At 44.0% G+C, this 20,675-nt stretch carries 23 protein-coding genes and 1 pseudogene; 6 read left to right on the top strand and 18 right to left on the bottom strand.

The genetic code is table 11. The features are described 5' to 3' along the window. Window positions 1–298: 298 nt before the first annotated feature. The 4 genes from FYJ39_RS02035 to FYJ39_RS02020 are packed head-to-tail and all read right to left on the bottom strand — an operon-like array spanning window position 299 to window position 3,542. Complete coding sequence (locus FYJ39_RS02035; protein ID WP_154470788.1) at window positions 299–1,267, bottom strand: ABC transporter ATP-binding protein; 969 nt, start codon at window positions 1,265–1,267, stop codon at window positions 299–301. Between the two features lie 12 nt (window positions 1,268–1,279). After that, complete coding sequence (locus FYJ39_RS02030) at window positions 1,280–2,101, bottom strand: ABC transporter permease (protein WP_154470787.1); 822 nt, start codon at window positions 2,099–2,101, stop codon at window positions 1,280–1,282. Next, complete coding sequence (locus FYJ39_RS02025) at window positions 2,098–3,075, bottom strand: CehA/McbA family metallohydrolase (RefSeq protein ID WP_154470786.1); 978 nt, start codon at window positions 3,073–3,075, stop codon at window positions 2,098–2,100. Before FYJ39_RS02025 ends, FYJ39_RS02030 begins: the two co-directional genes overlap by 4 nt. Beyond that, on the bottom strand, window positions 3,072–3,542 hold the full coding sequence (locus FYJ39_RS02020; protein ID WP_154470785.1) for a DUF6669 family protein: 471 nt from the start codon (window positions 3,540–3,542) through the stop codon (window positions 3,072–3,074). The genes FYJ39_RS02025 and FYJ39_RS02020 overlap by 4 nt, the downstream gene beginning before the upstream one ends. Before the next feature lie 475 nt (window positions 3,543–4,017). On the opposite strand from FYJ39_RS02020, the gene FYJ39_RS02015 reads away from it, so the two are divergent. Next, window positions 4,018–4,260, top strand: a complete 243-nt coding sequence (locus tag FYJ39_RS02015) for a hypothetical protein (RefSeq protein ID WP_235919700.1) — start codon at window positions 4,018–4,020, stop codon at window positions 4,258–4,260. 143 nt (window positions 4,261–4,403) lie between these two features. Here FYJ39_RS02015 and FYJ39_RS02010 read toward each other — a convergent pair whose 3' ends face one another. Both FYJ39_RS02010 and FYJ39_RS02005 read right to left on the bottom strand, forming a co-directional pair. Then, complete coding sequence (locus tag FYJ39_RS02010; RefSeq protein WP_154470784.1) at window positions 4,404–4,652, bottom strand: AbrB/MazE/SpoVT family DNA-binding domain-containing protein; 249 nt, start codon at window positions 4,650–4,652, stop codon at window positions 4,404–4,406. Between the two features lie 137 nt (window positions 4,653–4,789). Then, complete coding sequence (locus FYJ39_RS02005) at window positions 4,790–5,491, bottom strand: L-ribulose-5-phosphate 4-epimerase (protein WP_154470783.1); 702 nt, start codon at window positions 5,489–5,491, stop codon at window positions 4,790–4,792. Window positions 5,492–5,722: 231 nt separating this feature from the next. Here FYJ39_RS02005 and FYJ39_RS02000 point away from each other — a divergent pair, with 231 nt between their 5' ends. Further along, window positions 5,723–6,160: an IS110 family transposase gene (locus tag FYJ39_RS02000; protein WP_287847553.1), complete on the top strand. Its 438-nt coding sequence runs from the start codon at window positions 5,723–5,725 to the stop codon at window positions 6,158–6,160. Here FYJ39_RS02000 and FYJ39_RS01995 read toward each other — a convergent pair. From FYJ39_RS01995 to FYJ39_RS01965, 7 genes are all read right to left on the bottom strand, one after another. Next, window positions 6,099–6,593, bottom strand: coding sequence for a heme-binding protein (locus FYJ39_RS01995; RefSeq protein ID WP_154470782.1), 495 nt, complete (start codon window positions 6,591–6,593; stop codon window positions 6,099–6,101). The genes FYJ39_RS02000 and FYJ39_RS01995 overlap by 62 nt on opposite strands. 11 nt (window positions 6,594–6,604) lie before the next feature. After that, entirely contained in the window at window positions 6,605–7,576 is a 972-nt protein-coding gene (locus FYJ39_RS01990; protein WP_353847293.1) for a Gfo/Idh/MocA family protein, read from the bottom strand. A 24-nt stretch (window positions 7,577–7,600) separates the two neighbouring features. Continuing rightward, entirely contained in the window at window positions 7,601–9,115 is a 1,515-nt protein-coding gene (locus FYJ39_RS01985) for an FGGY-family carbohydrate kinase (protein WP_154470781.1), read from the bottom strand. A gap of 203 nt (window positions 9,116–9,318) precedes the next feature. Then, window positions 9,319–10,614 carry a cupin domain-containing protein gene (locus FYJ39_RS01980; RefSeq protein ID WP_154470780.1) on the bottom strand — a complete coding sequence of 432 codons (1,296 nt, stop codon included), beginning with the start codon at window positions 10,612–10,614 and terminating at the stop codon, window positions 9,319–9,321. 58 nt (window positions 10,615–10,672) lie between these two features. Next, a complete protein-coding gene (locus tag FYJ39_RS01975; RefSeq protein ID WP_195840353.1) occupies window positions 10,673–11,644 on the bottom strand; it encodes an aldose 1-epimerase family protein in 972 nt (323 codons plus the stop codon). A gap of 74 nt (window positions 11,645–11,718) precedes the next feature. Further along, complete coding sequence (locus FYJ39_RS01970; protein WP_154470778.1) at window positions 11,719–12,150, bottom strand: RbsD/FucU family protein; 432 nt, start codon at window positions 12,148–12,150, stop codon at window positions 11,719–11,721. A gap of 256 nt (window positions 12,151–12,406) precedes the next feature. Next, the gene (locus FYJ39_RS01965; protein WP_154470777.1) at window positions 12,407–13,426 is read right to left on the bottom strand and encodes a substrate-binding domain-containing protein; all 1,020 of its coding nucleotides are present in this window, start codon (window positions 13,424–13,426) and stop codon (window positions 12,407–12,409) included. Between the two features lie 160 nt (window positions 13,427–13,586). On the opposite strand from FYJ39_RS01965, the gene FYJ39_RS21165 reads away from it, so the two are divergent. Beyond that, a complete protein-coding gene (locus FYJ39_RS21165) occupies window positions 13,587–13,709 on the top strand; it encodes a hypothetical protein (protein WP_268890639.1) in 123 nt (40 codons plus the stop codon). A gap of 47 nt (window positions 13,710–13,756) precedes the next feature. Here FYJ39_RS21165 and FYJ39_RS01960 read toward each other — a convergent pair whose 3' ends face one another. From FYJ39_RS01960 to FYJ39_RS01950, 3 genes are read right to left on the bottom strand one after another with little or no spacing between them, the layout of a single operon-like run. Further along, complete coding sequence (locus FYJ39_RS01960; RefSeq protein ID WP_154470776.1) at window positions 13,757–14,704, bottom strand: ABC transporter permease; 948 nt, start codon at window positions 14,702–14,704, stop codon at window positions 13,757–13,759. Between the two features lies 1 nt (window position 14,705). Next, complete coding sequence (locus FYJ39_RS01955) at window positions 14,706–16,217, bottom strand: sugar ABC transporter ATP-binding protein (RefSeq protein WP_154470775.1); 1,512 nt, start codon at window positions 16,215–16,217, stop codon at window positions 14,706–14,708. Next, window positions 16,174–16,452 (bottom strand): hypothetical protein, encoded by a 279-nt coding sequence (locus FYJ39_RS01950; RefSeq protein WP_154470774.1) that lies wholly within the window; start codon window positions 16,450–16,452, stop codon window positions 16,174–16,176. Before FYJ39_RS01950 ends, FYJ39_RS01955 begins: the two co-directional genes overlap by 44 nt. Window positions 16,453–16,486: 34 nt before the next feature. Between FYJ39_RS01950 and FYJ39_RS01945 the strand changes: the two are divergent. From FYJ39_RS01945 to FYJ39_RS01935, 3 genes and pseudogenes are all read left to right on the top strand, one after another. After that, window positions 16,487–16,918, top strand: a pseudogene (locus tag FYJ39_RS01945) (transposase); the annotation flags it as partial. 346 nt (window positions 16,919–17,264) lie between these two features. Continuing rightward, window positions 17,265–18,338, top strand: a complete 1,074-nt coding sequence (locus tag FYJ39_RS01940) for a LacI family DNA-binding transcriptional regulator (protein WP_287847559.1) — start codon at window positions 17,265–17,267, stop codon at window positions 18,336–18,338. Between the two features lie 42 nt (window positions 18,339–18,380). Further along, window positions 18,381–19,238 (top strand): L-ribulose-5-phosphate 3-epimerase, encoded by an 858-nt coding sequence (locus tag FYJ39_RS01935; RefSeq protein WP_154470773.1) that lies wholly within the window; start codon window positions 18,381–18,383, stop codon window positions 19,236–19,238. 404 nt (window positions 19,239–19,642) lie between these two features. On the opposite strand, the gene FYJ39_RS01930 is transcribed toward FYJ39_RS01935, so the two are convergent. Both FYJ39_RS01930 and FYJ39_RS01925 read right to left on the bottom strand, forming a co-directional pair. Next, window positions 19,643–19,948, bottom strand: coding sequence for a hypothetical protein (locus FYJ39_RS01930; protein ID WP_154470772.1), 306 nt, complete (start codon window positions 19,946–19,948; stop codon window positions 19,643–19,645). Window positions 19,949–20,273: 325 nt separating this feature from the next. Next, entirely contained in the window at window positions 20,274–20,483 is a 210-nt protein-coding gene (locus FYJ39_RS01925; protein WP_154470771.1) for a hypothetical protein, read from the bottom strand. Window positions 20,484–20,675 lie beyond the last annotated feature (192 nt).

Genomic DNA, 20,675 nt, shown 5'->3' with positions numbered 1-20,675 from the left:
GTCTGGGCTTATTCTTTTTAGTGGTATAGAGGAATCGTACATCTGGAGGTTCTCTCCATGATTTTCATCCCCTATACAGTTTACTTGTTACCTGTCTTGCCAAGTGTTCCCGGACGCTTATAATAGAGTCTATAGGATTTGTTCCTTGCAAGTTGACCGGTTTGTGTTGCCGCACAGCCCTGTCTCCATTGCTTAAAAAGCTTGCACCCTTGGTTTTCCTTTTTTAATCATCTCTTGACATATCACCAAATTGCTTTTTCTTATGATGTATATTTTGATTTTATATATCTATTGTATATTAAGCGATAAAAATCCGTTTTCTTTGGCAAGTGCAATTTACCGGATCTCCGGTATGAAAATTCCTTGCAACATCTTTTTCCATAAATACTTTGATCTCCTGTCCGTCCGCTCTCCGCACAATCGCTTGGGTAAAATGCCCCAGAGACATAAGTTCCAGAATACGATAGATTCCCTTACTGTCTTTTGTCATACTGATATCCTCAGGACGCACAGCAATTTCTTGCCCGTTTTCCTGAATAAAGTTCATCTCTCCAATGAATTCCGCAACAAACCGGGTTTTGGGATTTTCGTAAATCTCATCTGGATTTCCAATCTGCTCAATAGAACCACTTTTCATAATGGCAATTCTATCAGAGATAGCCATAGCTTCCTCCTGATCGTGGGTAACAAATATCACAGTCAGACCGGCTTCACGCTGGATTCTCTTCAATTCTTCTCTCATCTGTCCCCGAATCTTTGCGTCTAGAGCTGAGAACGGTTCATCCAAAAGCAGGAGAGATGGTTTTAAAGCCAGCGACCTTGCGATAGCGATCCGCTGCTGCTGACCACCGGAAAGTTGTGAAGGATATTTCTTTTCTGAACCGTCCATTCGTACCAACTTTAACATAGCCTGGATTTCTTCTTTCATCTGATTTTTGGGATAATTTCGGATTTGAAGACCGAATGCCATATTTTCAAAGACTGTCATATGCGGCCAGAGATTATAACTCTGGAATACCATGCCAGTGGGACGCTGCTCTGGAGGCAGGTCCTGAATTTCCCGGCCATCCAAAACAATTTTTCCCGTATCAATTTTATTGAATCCGCCTATAGCCCGCATCAGAGTTGTTTTGCCGCAGCCAGAAGGTCCAAGTAATGTGAGAAGCTCCTTCTCTTTCACAGAAATATTTATATTTTCTATGCCTTCATTTTTACTAAATTTTTTGGTAAGTCCGCTGATAATCAGCTTCTCTGTTATTTCGTTCATTCAAATCTCCTTTTACATTTTCAATCCGTTAGAAAGGGCCTCGGCGCTCAGATATTTCCGGAATACAAGAAGAAGTATCAGAGACGGAATCAGCAGTATAACTGCAAATACGGAACCTGCCGTTTCCGGGAAGGACATGATCACACCGTAGAGTTCACTGGGCATAGTATGTACATTCGGCAATCCGATGAGCAGAGAACCTTGAGCTTCTTCCATTGATCCGAGGAAAGTATATAACGATGCCACAATGATACCCGGCCAGGCCATAGGCAGCGTGATTTTGAAAAAAACCCGGAGCGGTGAAGCTCCAACATCCCTGGCGCTTTCTTCTTGCTGGGCATGTACAGTCCGGAATGCGCCACTGGGAATCCAGACCATAAACATCATAGTATTGACAATATGCACCAGAACTACCCCTAAAAAGGACCCCATAAGATTAATCTTATAAAAAATGACTGCCATAGCTGTGTAAATTCCCATTTTAGGAAATGCATTCGTAAGAAGAAAGCTGAGTCTTACAAGGGCACGTCCTATGAATTTGTATCGCGCAATGGCATAGGCAGCCGGTAAACAGATGATAAGTGATACCAGTGTAACAACTACCGCCAATATCAGAGAAGTAACTATACTGTCAACCATTTGACTTTTTGAGAGAATATAATCCCACCACTTGAACCCAAAAGTTTTAGGAATAACATTTGGGTATTCATACTCTCCGGCAAAAGAAAGTACAATCATATCCATCAATGGCCCGCAAAAAAATAGTACAAAGACGGCAAAAAAGATCCATTCAAGAAACTTTTTTTTTCCAAGACCATAATAAAGCCGTTTCATGAGCACGTCCTCCCTTTATCTTGCGCACAGATACCTGCTGCATTAAGCGACATAATATCTACATCTCCGTCATATAGTCTGACAACAGCTCTTTTTGCATTTCCGGACAGTTCAACCCGAATTTCGGTATCTTCGGGGAGAAATTTGATTTCTTTTCTGTTGTTGCAGTCATCCCGAATGACCAGCATAGGATCTGTCTTTCTATACTTTTCACACCAGCTAAAATAGTCAGAAGAATTATCCAGTGTAACAGTCAGGATACCGCCTTTGAGACTTGCCCACATAAGCGGACCTTTTGTAACCATTGTTTTCCTGGTCAGGATGGCACCGACCACAGCATCCGACAGATTTTCGATTTCTTCCTCGTCATCAAAGACTGCATATGTAATCATACAGTTTTCGTCTGATGGTTTCTGATGAATATCTTTGCCAGAAACAGCAGCCAGACTGTACCCGGCGAGAACCTTGTCCTCCCAAAGCGTAAGCGCCTGTCCGTTACCGATGAACTGCTCACCATATTCATCGATACCGGTACTGGTATTGAATACTTCAATATAATCAATCACATTCCAATCACGGAGTTTCATATCGAAGCGACATCCTGCCATAACTGGTCTGCCAATGCAGCACGGATGTGCAAGTCCAATAGCGGATGCTCCGGCTGATCGGATCTTCTTAAAAAAAAGTTCTGGAGAGTTCGGATCCAACTCCCGCAAATCCGGCATACGATCTGTTTTCAGCGCCAGTATATGTCCATAAAAAGTTGTAATCTCAATGCCTTTGATAAGGTTCAGGGAGAGCTGTTTCTTCTGGATGCAGTGTTCCGCCTTTCTGTGTCCCGAGCAGGTATTATGATCGGTGATCGCCAGAACTTCATATCCTTGCATTTCCCCCCATTGAAGAAGTTCCTCTACATTTAAACTTCCATCAGATTCTGTTGTATGATTATGAAGCTCCGCTCTCTGAAATTTCATTCAATCCCCTCCTTTCCAGATATGGTAAGCTCATAGGGAGTGTGGTCATTTAATATCTGATAAACATGCAGTACGACTCTGAGAATTCCACCTCTGAAATTCCACGGTATAAAACCGTCAGAAGCCTCATTCGGTGAAATGAAGATATGTTTTTCAATTTCATCCCTGTGCGAACAGCCGACATACGCCCCATTGTGGAAAACAGAAAGATTGATTTCTGTTTTTTCCATTCCAATCAGTACATCTTTATCTATTTCTGTCGCAGCCTTTCCCATATTAAGCAGCCAGGCTTTTGCGGCAGCCGTCTTGTCTGCTTCAGTGATATGTTCCATAAGTCTTTTACCGAAAGAAAATCTAATCTCCACACTCTCATTATTCTCCGGAACAACAGTTTCATAACTGATATTGCCCAGAAATCCTTTCATCAGATCTCCGGTTATCTGATATTCTTTTATTCCATTCTCCATCTATTTTCTCCTTGTTTTTCTAATTTCGTATGCTATCATACAATATAAAATTTTATTGTTCTCGCACATTCTGGTAATATTTTAGTAAAATATACGTAAACATCAAAGGAACCTTGAAAAAGTAAATTCCACAGCAGATTTGTTGATTAATGATGAAAGCGTATCAGCGTTCAGTACATCCTTCTGTATACTCGTACCTGTCCTGGATCGTAAATCTTAAACTTTGCACTTTGCCCAGCGCCAGACCTGATATCCTTAAGATCACAGGAAGTTTTTCTCCTCACTTATCCTACGTGGATAAAAATGAGTCTCTATGACGTAGCAACAGCCATTTTTATTCAAAATTTTCAAAAGAGAGCACCGATAAATACCACAAAATCATCTCATTTTGACACATTTTTTTGTTTTTCTATTCCGAAATCGGAGTAAAAATTGGCTTTTGGTATACTGCGTGCTATCATTGGAATACTATTTGATGGAAGTGATCATTTTGGTTGAAAGAAAGGAATATCTGGAACGTTTGATCGAGTGGGAGGATGAACAGGTCATCAAGGTTGTTACCGGCATCCGCCGATGCGGAAAGTCCACCTTGCTTCTGCAGTATCAGGCATGGCTAAAAGCAAATGGAATTTCTGATGACCAGATCGTATCTTCAATGTTTCTTCCTATTTCAGTCATATTTATGATTGGCATTTCTTTTCGTCCTTTCTGCATATAAAAAACCGCCTGCCCATCAGGACAAGCGGTTTACCGAAAGTCTTATAGAAATCCCAGGTTAGGATCACACGACAGACTCTATACATACCCTATCTTTTTAAATGTTCAACTTTTAAAATATCTCCTTGTCTGATAGGAAGCATATTACCACACCTCTCGTCCTTCAAGTTCTCCCCAATCGTATTCGCAAACAGGTTCTAATGTTCCCCCTGCCTCCGCAATACGTTCAGCCAGTGTACGATGTTGATTTCTTTTTTTGAGTACAATCTTTTTATTCACTACTTCAATCTCAAGAAAATCATTTGATTTGATTTTGGCTTCTTTTAAAATTTCATGAGGGAGTCGGATTCCCTGGCTATTTCCCCATGTTCTTACTTGTGTTAGATTTGTCAATGGAAGGAAGAAAAATTTCCGTTGAACTTTGTCTTATTATTGTTTATTTTCTATCTATCGCATACGACCGCAGCAATGTCTTCTCTTCCGTTGGTGTCAAGCGCTGCAGCATTTCCGTATGAAAGTCTTTCATTCACCTAACGTTTCTGCTGCCCATAATAGGCGTTGACTCCGTGTTTCCTATAATAGTGTTTATCCTGAAGGGACTGGGGAGCCATGGCAGCCTGTGGGTTAATCTGCTCACACCTGGCTGCCATTTTTGCCACCTCTTCCAGCACTACCGCGTTGTGTACCGCCTCAAAGGGAGCCTTACCCCAGGTGAAGGGGCCATGGTTCTTACAGAGCACAGCGGGCATCGCCTCATAGTCCAGCTTCTGCCCCTGGAAATAATCCGTAATTAAGACGCCGGTATTCCTCTCATAACCTTCCTCAATCTCCTCTGGCGTAAGGTTCCGGACGCAGGGCACCTGGCCATAGAGATAATCCGCATGGGTAGTCCCGTAGCAGGGGATCCCCCTGCCGGCCTGGGCCCAGCTGGTAGCCCATGAGGAATGGGTATGGACAATACCCCCGATATTCGAGAAACGGTTATACAGCTCCAAATGGGTTGCTGCATCGGAAGAAGGATTATATCCAGCTTCCACCTTGTTCCCCTTCAGATCCAACACTACCATGTTATCCGGCGTCAGCTTGTCATACTCAACACCGCTTGGCTTGATGACAATAAGTCCTTCCTTCCGGTCGATACCACTGACATTTCCCCAGGTAAAGGTTACCAAGCCATATTTTGGGAGAAGCATATTTGCTTCATACACTTGTTTTTTTAATGCTTCTAACATATTTAATCTTGTATGATGTTTATAGAAGCAAAAACAACATATTCCTTTCTTTTTTCTATATACGTGGTTTAATGCATTCAGATACTGTGGACTATTGATTTTTACCTGTAGCTTGACTGCTTAACAGGAGTGTATTGCCGCTACTTTTATCTGAATTGTTTATTAGCTGGATGTGCCGGAGTGTTGCTCTCAGAGTACTCTTTTTAATCAAGTCTACGATGATAATTGTTGGTGGATATCACGGTATCAGACTTTAGGATATGTTGGTATAATCTATTGATTTACGTAGGCATTGATATTGCCAAACTCAATCCTTTCGCTGCTGCGATTTCTTCCGACGCCGAAATACTCATCGAGCCGTTTCAATTTACGAATGACTATGATGGCTTCTATCTGCTGCTTTCTAAGCTGGTACCTCTGAACCAGCACAGCATCATCATAGGTCCCCCATCAACGGCACACTACGGTGACAACCTTGTTCATTTTCTTATCAGCAAGGGTTTTAAAGTGTGTGTTCTCAATCCCTTATCGACTTCCTCTATGCGTAAGAACAATGTACGCAAGACAAAAACCGATAAAGTCGACATGTTTGTTATTGCTAAAACCTTTAACAGGTATAGGAAAAGGCAGGAGCCTCAGGACACTTCAAATATGCCCGAAGGCAGGTAATAATAAATTCATGATCAGCGATATGGAACAGGTTAGATGCCAGGATGACCCCCACAATAGGCTTGCTTCCCTTGATCCGGATGGGAAAACCGCCTCCGCAAAGGGCATATTCCTCCTCTGAAAGCCCGTGTATCTTTGGAGTTTCCCCAGCCTCCTCCCACTTCAAAGAGGCCATCAGGGAGCTGTTCTCCGTCAGCCTAACTGTATTGTACTTCCTCTCCATCCATTTCTGATTTAACAGGTTGGTACCGTCCGGAAGATACTGGAATACAATGCTCCCACTGCCCATGCGAATGGAAACGGCAACCACGATATTTTGACTCTTGGCATATTCCACCATAAATTTTCCCAGCTCATAGGCATCCCCCTGGTCAAATTTGGGAAACTGCAGAAGCGCCTCCTGCTTTGTTAAAATTTCTAATTCATTGGACATTTTTGTCTCCTCTATTTAATGACGGGAATCTCATATCCCCATGATTTACGGATATCATCCATAATCTCCATTACTCTGATAGTCTCAGCGTGAGGAGCCTCCTGGCACTCGATTTCATGGTTCTTAAGGGCACGCATGCATGCCAAAACTTCATACTCATAACCAGTAATCTGCTTAGGCGGCAGATAGGATGCGGTTTCTTCATACTGGTCATTGAAGACTGTGATTTTCTCCGGGTTATTGATATTGGTAATTTCAATATAGCCCTTGGTTCCAAAGATTGCGGCGCTGCGGTTCTGCGCGGCATAAACATTGCTCTGCATGGTAGCCATCTTACTGTCATCAAAAATCATGGTGATATTATCGCACATGTCAACACCATTCCTGAATACAGCCGATGTCTTGATATCAGTAATATTACCGCCAAAAATCATCCTCGCGAAATGAACCAGATAAACGCCACAGTCAAGCAATGCCCCGCCCGCAAAGTTCACATCCCAAATTCTCGGAACCGCGCTTAATTCATAGCCCAGATTAGCAGTAAGGGAAGTCACTTCTCCAATCACGCCGCTGGCGATAACATCATCGATTATCTTTCTGGACGGCATATATCTTGTCCAGATGGCTTCCTGCAGAAGAAGCTTTTTCTCCTCCGCCAAAGCCAGAATTTCTCTTGCCTGATCCGCGTTTACCGTGAAAGATTTTTCACAAAGAACATTCTTTCCGCCTTCCAGACAGATCTTTGTAAATTTATAGTGAAGAGAATGGGGAAGCGCAATATATACAAGATCCACAGCATCATCTGCCACAATCTCATCCACAGAGCCGCACACCTTTGTATATCCATATTGATCTGCCAGGCTCTGAGCCTTCTCTGCCACAGTATCCGCAATGATATAAGGCTCTACGTTCTCCATCTGGCTGATGGTGTTAGACATTTTATGTGCAATAGCGCCTGCGCCAAGAACTGCTATTTTCATCATGGTTATATCCTCTCTTTCAAAAAATCAGTTTTTAAAATGCTCCCAGGCTTTGCTGAGGCCGTCAATTACCGCGCGATAGGTCGCGTATTTTTCTTCATAAATCTCTTTGTATTCCGGGCGGGGATTTACGGTTTTTGTGATTTTTACTGTCCTGCTGATCGCTTCCTGATAGTCCTTATAAACTCCGGCTGCAATTCCAGCGGCTATCGCGGCTCCCTGGGCGCCCAGCTCTTTATCTCCAACAGTATCTACCGGGATCTGTAAAGCATCCGCGAATATTTGTACCCATACATCGGAATTGGCAGCCCCGCCTGACAGCCGGATGCTCTTAGGCGCCTGGCGGTTGCGCAGCAGCTTTTTAACATGAGTCAAATGGGAAAACACAATTCCTTCATATACGGCCCGCAGCATATGTTTTTTGTTGTGGTAAGCAGTCAGTCCCACAAAAGTTCCCTTGGCCAGGGCATCCTCATTGGAACCATTCAAGAATGGCAGGAAAATTACATTGCTGTCCTGAGGCTCAATGGACGCTACCCACTCATTGGTAATATCGTAAACACTTCTGCCTTCCTCTTTCGCGGCCTTTTTTTCATAATCCAAGAGAGTTCGGATGAACCATTCCATATTACCGGCTGATGTAGGTGAACTCTCTTCGATTAGGAAGTAACCTGGCATACAGAACATAGAATTTAAAGCAACGGTTCCGTTGTCAATGGGATTTTTTCCAATAAATTCATTGATACTCCAGGTTCCGGCCACCATACACATATCTTTCTCACTGGCCAGGCCGGAAGCGATTCCACAGGCATTTACATCAAACATTCCGGCAGCTACGGGAACGCCCTCCGGAATCAGGGTTTCATCACTTGCCTTGGCAGTGATATGCCCGGATATTTCCGCTGAATGCTTTAGCGGAGGCAGCTTTTCATACATATCTCCCAGCCCGAACAGTTCCATCAGTTCTTTATCATATGATTTTGTATGGAGATTCACCAGATTAGCACCGGAAAAATCCGTATATTCCGCAAAAGCCTCGCCAGTCAGTTTATAGCGGATATAGTCCTTAACCGCAAAAATATATTTTGTTTTCTCCAAAACTTCCGGATGGTTTTCTTGAAACCAGGCCAAGATGCTCACTGGCTGGCAGGCTAAAATCTCCTGGACAGTCTTTTCATGGACCTTCTTGTTGGTTCCGTCTTTATACCAGTTCTCCACATATTTCCAAGCTCTGGCATCTGTGGATAAGATTCCGTGATAGGAGGGATTCCCATCCCCGTCAATCATATAAAGTCCCTTTCCATGGCCGGAAAAAGACACGCCCGCAATATCTTTTGGGTCAATCCCGCTCTTTTGGATTGCGGTGCGCACTGCCTGTGCGTTCACCCTCCACAGTTCATCCATATCCCGTTCCGTGTAACCTGGTTTTGGGGTGATGGTAACCGTAGGAACACTGGAAACCGCAATCTGATTTCCCTCTTCATCAAAAATGGCGGCTTTTGAAAAAGTGCCTCCATTGTCAATACCAATTAAATACCTCATTTTCCTTCCTTTCCACTGCCGCCGGCCCTTCCCCACAGCAGCATCACCGTCATTCCCGTGCCGCCCGGACAGGGCTGTAACAGGCTTTGCCCCGGCCCCTCAGCAAACTGAGAAACCGAGGACAGACAACGGCCTGGCGCCACAACCGATTGACAGCCGCGTCATTTTGCCGCAACAGCGCTGCCTGGCATCCTTAATCTAAATCAGACTTCCTGAGGTACGCCTGGGCAGTTGGGGCCAAAGTGCTTCAGGACAACCAGAGGTTCAACCTTGCTTTCATTGGTAATGGTAATTCCCTCAACCGCAGCCTTCTCTGATACGAAGAATTCATCCGTGCTCTGCTGGCCAAAGTGAAGCAGGGTCGCGGCCTCAGCGTCATACACTCCAAACTTCCCATGTCCCTGTACAAAGATGCAGCCATATGCGGCTCCGTCCTGGATGACAACAGTCTGTCCTGGATTTACCGTCAGCTCCTTGGCCGCGATATAAGGATTGGCGTATGTAATCCATTTCTGAGTATACTGCTCATTCTCTACTTCCACAACCGGCGGTCTGAAATAGTGCTTCTTATAGTATGGATCTACATTCTTATCCCAGTCAAGGAGCTTGAATACGGCATCCACTCCATTGTCCTCAGGCGGGCACTCCTCGTTAAGCATCTCAGGCGGGTATACCTCTCCTGATACGATATTCTCATATACAGAGTTTACATCAGAATTCCACTGAGGCTCATAGGTCAATACGGAAGCCGGCGCGTGGATTACGCCTGCGGGCGTATACCAGCCAGTTCCCAGCTGAATCCGATAAGCTCTGGACAGATCGGTGATTCTGGTGTCATCATCCGCGAAATGACGGATTCTCTCTTTGATTTCCTCCGGATCTACGTCAGGGTCAAAACCAAAGTAAGTATAGTTGGCCTCTCCAAAATAATTATTCAACTGCTTGGGGAAGTAATAGCACTCCGGCTTTCCTAATTTTCCTACACGAGCCGCATCCTCAAAGGTTAAATGAAGGTGATGGAACAATGGGTTCTCGTTATCAAAGAACTTCGAATACATGGGCCAGCCATTGTATTTCTCCATTAATTCATTCCCAACGATCTCTTCCCCCAATACCTTCACTGCTGTCCGCAGAGAAAATTTTTCATCGGAATTGTAATCCACGCACACATAAGCCATGCCCTCATCCGCTTTAGCCAACTCGCCGTTCTGAGCCGCAATGGTAGATGCGAACCATCTCTCTGTGATAGAACCTCTCGCCATGCCGAAAGCAAAATAATCATCTGGATGAAGTTTTAAACGATGCCCGGCTTTTCCAAATCTTCTGGGTACAAAAGCCGGGAAGAGACGGAATACCCCTTTCCCCTTTTCAAAGGTATCACGGATTACTTTTTCGTCCTCTGTAGCATCCTTCACCACCAGGTTTCCTGTTTTCTTTGCCTCTTCCAGCTTGGCGTCCAGGTCAGCCCCGGCTTTCATGGTTAGTTCTTTTTCTGTCATCTTGCATCCTCCTATTCTTGATAAACAATTGATTCCATCGCTGTAATTAACAACCCTCTCATACCCTGGCCTTGCTTTTCATCTCCTCCAGATCTTCCTTGGATGACAAGATCCGGAAAGCCAGATGATAATCTACTGTCTCCCCTGGCTCTAGAAACTTCATGGCTCCATTTTCAATGGCATCCTCAATGCCATCAATGGTGCTGTTGCCTGGTTCCAGCCCTAACACATAATCGCCCGCCCCCATCATTTTCCACTGAACAAAATGATCCAGGGTGGTTTTGTCAAATTCAATAGCGATTCCAAGGTTCAGGTTCGGATTATAGACTGCCGCCCCTGTCCAGTGATCCGCGTCAGCTTTCAGATCATGATAATAGCACATTTCCTCATAATTCGGATCCGGCTTTTGCAGCTGATCCCAGATTTGAATCCCTTCCTGAGCGTGGTTTGTCCGGGCCTTGGTCTCCCTGGCCGGAATAAAGATCTCGCTGTCTGGTGATAAGACTGGGTAGCCGATATTACAGTGATACAGAATCATATGGTTGGTTCTCTGGAATCCCTGGTTGGTCACCCTGTCTCGGATTGTGAATTTCTTTTCTTGATAATTACACCGAATTTCTCTCTCCAGGAGCATCTTGTGGCCAAAGATCACCCCATCCCTTACCTTGCCTGTAATGACAACACTGGGGATATCCCCCTCTTCCACCACGCAGGTCACTTCCTCGGCAGGGACATGGGAGATATTCCCATGAAGCCCATAGTTCTTCCCCTCATATTCGTTGGGGGCCCCGGCGCTTTTCAGGCCGCAGGTGGTCAGGAATCCGGCGGTAAAGCTTTTTAAAAATCCCAGCTCCTTATCGTCAAAATATTGAGGCGCCACAACCCCGCAGGGAGAAATAAAGCCAATATTTTCTCCCTGAAAGTCCAGATACGGTATGTCCATCCCACGGCTGACATTGACGTCAAAATGCATGCCGGAGCGGTTCTGCACATCAATCATCTCAACTCCCTCAGCTTTTCCCTCCCGCATCAGGAGCCTTTTGGCTTTCAAGAGCTGATCTCTGTTCCCTATGTATTGCCTCTCCTCTTGATATTTCATCTGACTTACGCACAAACTCCTTTCTGAAGGATGATATTCCCATAACGGGAAGTGTCCCCTGTCTGCACCACCACATAGGCTTTATCTGCCTCTTCATAGAAAGGAATCCTCTCCAGATAATGGAATTCCTTAAAAGCATTATCCTTATCATATTTGTTCAGTAAAGTTCGGTAGGTTTCCCAGATGGTTACTTCCGGTTCATGAGGCAGCTTCTGCATCAGGCGCACCGGGTCTTCCACAAAGTAATCCAGTGGGAAAAAAGGAAGAATTGCCTCTAACAATTCCGGGATTTCCACACTATCCATCCGAACCAGCCGCTTTGCGTGGGCCGCCGCCGGGAACCCGGCGTCCGCAATCACAAGATAATCCGAATGCCCCATTTCCATCATATATTTCACCAAATCCGGCGGAAGGATTTTAGGAATATTTCTCAGCATATATTATACCGCTCCTTTCCATATTTTTCCATTAATGTTCACGTAACAGGACAGTTGCCTAATTCCAAAAGTTTTGTTCACAGGGAGGAGTATCTTCTTGTCCGGCGTAGCCGTACAAAAAGCATTGTAAACTGAAACTTTTATAAAACAGCACCGCTACAAAGCATCTGGGATTTCCTCTGCAGGCGGTACTGTTCTCTTATTTATGATCTAACTCAGCTCTTGCTGTTTCGATCTTAGATAGAAATGTGTTGATTTACTTTGAAATAGCTTCGACACCGCCTGACAGATAGGCCTCTACGTTCTCCTTTGTGATAGGGCGGAAGGGGATTCTGGTATCTTCTTCATATTCCTGTCCTGTTACAATCTGGTAGGCCACATCCACGCCGCCTTTGCCCTGTCCCTCAGAGTCCTGAAGAACGGATACGCCGTACTCGCCATTCTTAACAGCCTCAACCGCGTCTTCCAGGCCATCTACGCCGCCGATAACGATATCAGTTCTTCCAGCAGCCTTGCAGGCTGCCAGAGCGCCAAGGCCCATGTCATCATTCTCACAGATAATAGCCTTCAAGTCATCGCCATAAGTGGTCAGCCAATCTTCTGCCAGAGCCATTGCCTCGTCACGCTTCCAGTTCGCGGTCTGAGTAGAAAGAACCTCAAAGTGATCTAACATTCCAACCTTCTCAAATCCCGCATAACGGCCAACCTGTCCGGACTGTCCCATGGGACCCTCAATGATGCATACTTTGGATCCCTCCGGCACATTCTCCATAAACCAATTTCCAAGAAGCTCTCCTGACTCCTGATCGGTACAGCCTACGAACGCGGTATAGTCCTTATCCGCAATATCCCCATTGTCAACAATAATCGGAATTCCCGCATTGTTTGCCATGCTTACAACAGGAGCGCTTCCCTCTACATCCTGAGGAATGACGATCAAAGCATCCACACCTTGGGCAATCATAGTTTCACAGTCGCTGATCTGCTTGTTTACATCTCCGGCCGCGTCCATCATGATCAGGTTGATGCCCAGCTCCTTAGCCCTTGCCTCCGCCGCGTCAGCGATATTCTTAACAAAGGTATCTGAGTTTGTCTTGGATGAGAAACCAATGGTGATGCTGCTATCGCCTTCTGCTTTTGTCTCTCTGGCCGCTTTCTCTCCGCCATCAGACTGTGCCGCCGTGGTAGCCGTAGTAGCAGAAGAACCACCGCAGCCTGCCAATATGCTGCCAGTCACCGCAAAACACAACGCAACACCTAAGATTTTCTTTTTCATTTTAATCTCCTCCTTTAAATTAAATATATAAACATTTGTTAAATGCCGAAACCCTTTGATTTTACTGGGCTTTCTTTCTTGTTTTATATAAATTTTCTCTCCGCAAATGGTATAATAGAATCATCACAAACCACTATACAATTCGCGGAGGAGAAAATTTATGGCTACAAAATACCGTCAAATTTCTTTAAAAGATACCTTATCAGACTGTTGGGACATGTTTATGGAAGATACCCCTTCCTTCTTTCAGCTTTTAGATGAACATTTTAAATTACATATATAGTATCTCGCATGACATTGTTTCAATATAGTAAACCCGAATGAAATCCCTTAATTCTCGGAACCCTTTGACTTCATATCCAGAAATACCGCGACTACAATCAAAAGGCCTTTCGCGATCTGCTGATAGAAAGAGTTAATGTTCAGCAGGTTCATGGAGTTGGTCATAAGCCCTAACAAGATAAAGCCTTCGATAGTGCCCACCAAGGAACCAAGTCCGCCGTTCATGCTGGTTCCTCCAATCGCGGTGGCCGCGATAGCATCCATCTCATAACTCTCACCGGCTGTTGGCTGGCCGGAGCTGATACGCGCTGACAGAATCAAACCCACGATTGACGCGCAGATTGCGGAAATCACGTATACGGTTAATTTCACTCTTCTGGTTCTGACGCCGGAAAGCTTTGCCGCATTCTCATTACCGCCGATTGCAAAAATGTACCGTCCAAAGGTAGTCATCTTTAAGGTAATGAGTCCCACGGCCACCACAATCACCAAAAGGATGATCGGGATGGGGATTCCCAAGAAATATCCCTGGCCGATGGCGATAAAGGATGGATCCTTGATCGGGTAAGGCTTACCATTGGAATAAGCCAAGGCGATACCACGCCCAATGGCCATGCTGGCCAAGGTGGCGATAAAAGGCTGGAACCTTACATAAGAAATCATGTATCCGTTAAACAGGCCAAAGAGAATGGAAATGGCCACACCTGAGATACAAGCCACAAACCAGTTAATCCCCATTGCCAGGAAAGAACCGCAAATTACACTGGTGATTGCCACTACGGAACCTACGGAGAGGTCGATGCCGCCAGTCAAGATGACACAAGTCATTCCAACAGCAATGATACCGTTAATGGAAACCTGACGGATGATATTAATAATATTTTGAGGCTTTAAAAATACCGGGGATACAATGCTCATAATAATTACAATTGCTAAAATTACGAACAGCAGTCCAAACTGCCTCAGCAGCTTCGTCAAATCTTGCTTTTTTTCCATCTCAATCTCCTCCCAATGCTAATTTCAAAATTGTTTGCTGGGATTTCGCTTCTTCTCCCAGCAATTCACCTGTAATCCGTCCGCCGCACATCACGATCACCCGGTCGCTCATGCCAATCAGCTCCGGCATCTCAGAAGAGATCATAATAATCGCGATACCCCGCTTTGCCATATCCAGCATAATGTTATAAATCTTGGCTTTCGCGCCTACATCAATTCCTCTTGTGGGCTCATCCATGATTAACACTTTCGGGGCAGACAGCATACATTTAGCAAGAACCACCTTCTGCTGATTTCCGCCGGATAGGCTTCCAGCCGCGTCCTCAATGCCGTTCATTTTGGTGGCCATCTGTGCCGCATAATCCTGGCAGAGATTTTTTTCCTTTGGCTTGTTAATAAACCCGCCTTTGGACATTAGATCGAAATTTTGAATTGAGATATTTTCCCGGATACTTCTGTCCAAGAACAGCCCCAGAGCCTTCCGATCCTCGGAAGCAATGATAATATGGTGCCGGATCGCGTCCCGGGGATGACTGATCGTGATCTTTTCACCATTCAGGTAAATTTCCCCTGAATCCAGCTTATCGTACCCTACCAAGGCCCGCATGACCTCGCTGCGCCCAGCTCCCACCAGGCCAGCCATTCCCAGGATCTCCCCTGCCTGTACAGTCAGATTCACATTTTCAAATACGCCCTTCCGGTTAAAGTTCTTCAGCTCCAGCACCACATCCCCCTTCTTCACCGTGCTGCGGGGATATCCGCCTTCCAGCTCACGTCCGACCATCATGTTGATCAGTTCTTCCGGGGTGGCTTCCTTTGTGCGGACGCAGCCGATAAACTTGCCGTCCCGTAAGACAGAAACCCTGTCCGCCAGTTGGAACACCTCTTCCATACGGTGGGATATATAGACAATGCCTACCTTTTTTGCTTTCAGGCTGTCGATGATCTTAAAAAGGGTTTCCGTCTCCTTCTCTGACAGGGAAGATGTTGGTTCATCCATAATGATCACCTTGGAGTTATAGGACACAGCCTTGATAATCTCCATCATTTGTGTCTGGGCAATATTCAGATTCTTCATCTTCATATCCGGTTTGATAAACTCGGATAGTTCATATTCTTCCAAAAGCGCCTGGGTGCTGTCATTCAACGCCTTTTTGTCCACAAAAGGTAAGCCTTTAATCTTATGCCGTTCCCGTCCAAGGAATACATTCTCCGCTACTGTCATCTCCGGAATTGGGCTCAATTCCTGATGAATCATGGAAATTCCCGCGTCCAGCGCGTCACGGGCAGATTTAAAATCCGCTTCCTTTCCATCCAAAAGCACGGTTCCGGCATCCTTTGTATAAATCCCCATGATAATCTTCATCAGCGTTGACTTTCCCGCACCATTTTCGCCCATCAGTGCGTGAAGCTCTCCTGGGGCTACGCTCAGTTCCGCTCCGTTTAACACGCTTACGCCAGAAAAAGATTTACAGATGCCCTTGGCTTCCAAAATATACTCTTTCTCTTCCAAGCCTTCCTCCTCCTTCCACAACTGTTTTGTCCTTTCCCAGTTCCCTTTGCACATTGCCGTGCAGGTTTCTGTCTGCTAAAAATGCACAATATACACCTATTTTAACCACATTTTTTTGGCATTTATGAGAAATTAAAAACACCTCCATTACCGTTTTGCATAATATTTCTGTCATAAATAATTTATTTTTTGTTGATGATGGATTAATTATTGCAGAAAAACGTTTTTCTGTCAATAGGTTTTTTACATTTAAATCAACATTGTGAAAGTTGTATGGTTTTCTTTTTTGTTTTTGTGCATTATGTTTAAACTTTTATCTTGAATTATTCACCGCAAAGCTGAAAGCAAAACTTCGGGACGGCGTCCGGTATTGCAGCAAAGATGCAGATCTGTTCATGATCCCACTTTTGCAGGAATACCGGAACAACTATCCATCGCTTCCATTATATTTACGCGGGGACAGCGGCTTTGCGTCCCCAAGTCTCTATGAGGCACTTGAGGATAACGACTGCAAATATGCGATCCGTTTGAAACTGAACCAGACGCTGCTTAAATATGCTGCTGACAGCAGCTTCTCAAAAACAGTGCCTGCAAACCGGCTTCAGATCCATGTTCTGGCGTACAATTTATTCAATTGGTTCCGGCGGTCAGCTCTTGCTGTTAAAATGCGAAAACAGCAGGTCGATACCGTCCGTTTGAAACATAGCAGCTTTTTAACGAACATTGACAATCTCAAGGGTCTCAACGAATAGCCATAGGGATACTATACCCATTTTTGGTACTGGTCGTTGACGCAACAATGAGATTTCAGTATTCAGAGTATTTCGGCGAACAACTCAGGTCAGGATTTATCGCCGTGAATAATTCAGGTTTATTTAAAAAATGTCTTTAATCATAATTCAAGGTATTTCGATAATCGAAAATTTTATTTATAAATTTTGTTCCGCAACTGTTATTTTTTTCAAAAATAAATGTTGAAATATACCATAACAGGTAGTAAAATGCAAATAGAAACACTTAAAATGTTTCCGGGGAAGGGGAGATATTGTGCCAAACATAAAGGATGTGGCCAAAAAAGCTGGGGTTTCCATATCAACGGTATCCAACGTGTTAAATGACACAAAATTCGTAAGCGAAGAACTGAAAAAAAAAGTGCAGGATGCCGTTCAGGAATTGAATTATAAGGTGGATCCCATTGCCCGCAACATGAAAACCAGAAAAACTAAAACCATTGGGCTGATCACAGCCGATGTATGCGGACTCTTCTATCCTTTTCTAATTAAGGGTGTTTATGAGGTTGCCAACCAAAGGGGATACCAGGTGATGATATGTGATTCCGCCGGCGAGTACGGAGAACAAGGCGCGATTGAACGGGAAAAGGAAAATTTTGATAAAATGTTTGCCAACAAGGTAGGCGGGATTATATTTGCGTCTGTGACATCTCCTCATATGGACAAAGAGTACTGGTATTCTCTCAAGAAAAAAACATTTCAGCATCAAAATATCCCCCTGGTCAGCATTGAGCAGGATTTCTCAGAGGTTGGAATTGATTCGGTATATTTTGACTGTTATGCCAATTCCGTAAAGGCAACGGAACATTTAGTGGAATGTGGCTGTAAAAAAATCGCCCATGTTACTGGGCCTGTTTTCAGCAATGTAGTAAAGGAACGGATGCAGGGTTACCGGGACGCCATGAAAAAATCCGGTTTAGATGTTAAGGATATCATGATAGCCTATGGCGATTACACGCATCAGAGCGGTTATAAAGCAGCAAAAACCTTGATTCAGAACGCAAAAGGATTAGATGGGATATTTTTCGCGAATGATCTGATGGCTCTGGGAGCGTTAAGGGCGTTTAAGGAGTTAAATATCCGCATACCGGAAGATATCAAAATTATAGGATATGACAATACTTTTGCCTCAGGCCTTGTGGATCCTTCCCTTTCAACGATCCATATTCCGAAAAGGCATACAGGAAAACTGGCAATGCAGCTGCTTGTTGACCAGATTGAGAATCCGGTGGAAAACCGAAAGGTGCAAAAAATCAAGGTGGAAGGCCGATTGGTGGTTCGGCAATCCACTGTAAGCGGTGCGTCAGATGACAGGGTTTTAGCTGACTGAGAACAAGGGTACGGCACACTATAGAGGGAGGGAATCAAAGTGATGGGAACTGGAAAAAAAGCGTATCGGATCGGGGTTTATGAGAAAGCCCTGCCCCAAAAGCTGAGCTGGGAAGAGAAATTCATTGCTTCCCGAGAGGCTGGTTTTGACTTTATGGAAATGAGTGTGGACGAATCTGATGAAAAGCTTGCCCGCCTGGACTGGAGTGATCAGGAAATTGAGGCGGTACTGAAAGCAGAGGCAAAAACTGGATTCCCCATTGAAAGTATTACTTTTTCCGCCCAAAGGAGATATCCTATGGGAACACTAAAGTGGAGGAAAGAAGCCTGGGAAATCATCGAAAAATGCGTTGCCTTCGCGAAGAAGATGGGCATCCGGATTATCATGACCCAGGGATATGACGTATACTATGAGGAAACCAGTGATGAGATCACAAGAGAACGGTTCTATCAGACCCTGGAGAAAGCTGTCATGTTAGCTGCTGCCCATGGAGTGACTTTGGCCACTGAAACCATGATGGATCAAGAATTTATGAATTCTGTGGAAAAAGTCATGTACGGTGTCAATCGGATCAATTCTCCCTACTACCAGGCTTATCCTGATATTGGGAATATTTACAACAGCACGGATGATATCATCCGGGATATTCGGACAGGGGCCGGACATATGGTGGGAGCCCATTTGAAAGAAACTCTACCCGGCAAAGACCGGAGCATCCCTTATGGGCAGGGGCAGGTGGATTTTCCAACTTACATTGCCGAATTTTATCGCCAGGGCATTCGCCGCTATGTGGCGGAATTCTGGCATGACGGAGGGGATAACTGGAAACAGGTGATGAAAGAAAATCGAGACTTCCTGGATCGGCAGTTTGACCTGGCATTTAAGATGATAGAAACGTAATTGTCCAGAGTTTCCAGATAAACAGAGTAATCATAACCGTTCATACGGGGCATCAAGACTATGAAAAATTATTCACTGCAAAGCGGTGCATGCGGATGAAATCCGCACAAAACCTACAGTTACAAGTGAGTGTAAAAAAAGCCCAGCTTTCGCCGGGACTTTGTCTACAACGGTTAGGGTTCATAAATCAGTTACGGTATATGTGCCTCCCCGGGATAAACCAATATGTAAGATTTCATCACGCTTATACGTCCAATGAAATACCATCAGCTCTGTATTGATAGATTCTGTCTGCCAGTTCCTTTTTTTAATATAATTTTGTCCATACGTAGTATGTAGAAATATCTGCATTAAGCACTTGGGTGTTCTTAAGTTTATGTCTCTTTATAAAATAGAACAAAGCACTAATTCCATACACCTGAGAGCAGTGTTATAAATGATATAAATAAAATCAGAATCCCTACACACAACATATGCAAATTTTTCTTAAATAGTAATTTAAAAATAGCAGTTTCAGAGCAGATTAAAATAATCAAACAAACACTTAATACTGTCCATCCAAACATAGCATAAATATCTCGTTCTACTTCGGGTATTGTATATGCAGCTCCCTTTGCTATACCCTGGATATCAGTAATAAAAATCAGTAAACATGGGCAAGTAAAAAATCCCAAAAATATATTAATTAATACTCCAAATATTTTCTTCATTCATCTAGTTTTCTGTCATTTCAGTAGATAATCAATAGCGTTGTATATTGCTTAATTATTTTTCGAAAGGAACTAAATCCAGTATATCCCAAATGACACATTAAGCAGAGCGTATTATATCCAGATATCCTGGCAAAAAATTTAAACGTTTCCTTTTATACCAACCATCTTCCGTCTCAAACAGTACTTCATTTTCACTTACAATATAAAATGCACTGCCAAATTCGAAAATTTCTTTATCGTTTTAATAAATATTAGCCACTTGAACATGAACAAAATATAACTCATTCTTTCTCAGCATCTCTCTAGTCCCTTCTGCTAGATGTCAGATACTTTTATACATATCCCATTTATCCATATGTATAATGGCACAATCATATCTGGGATTATCAACAACAACCTCATCATTTATTCTGATTTCATCGGAACTATAAAATATTCTTTGTCCAACATAGCCTTCCTTGTGATCACCTTTATAATGCTGACCTATTCCCATAAACTCAGTTATTTCCCATTCACCATAAAACATTTCCATTTTTCAGATACCCAATCTTGAATCCGCCATATGTATGCAAAAAAAACGCCAGCAAAATCCCATAGTTCAGGATCATGACCCAGTTTCCGCGCCGGTAAAACGGCATCTGGAGTATGGTATCGTTATAACATCCGATCCAAACTGCCGCATACAGCAAACATAGACCTATCAACATAACCGCCGCGAAAAACA

The organism is Clostridium porci (assembly GCF_009696375.1).
Taxonomy (GTDB): domain Bacteria; phylum Bacillota; class Clostridia; order Lachnospirales; family Lachnospiraceae; genus Enterocloster; species Enterocloster porci.
This window is presented reverse-complemented; position numbering and strand designations above follow the sequence as displayed.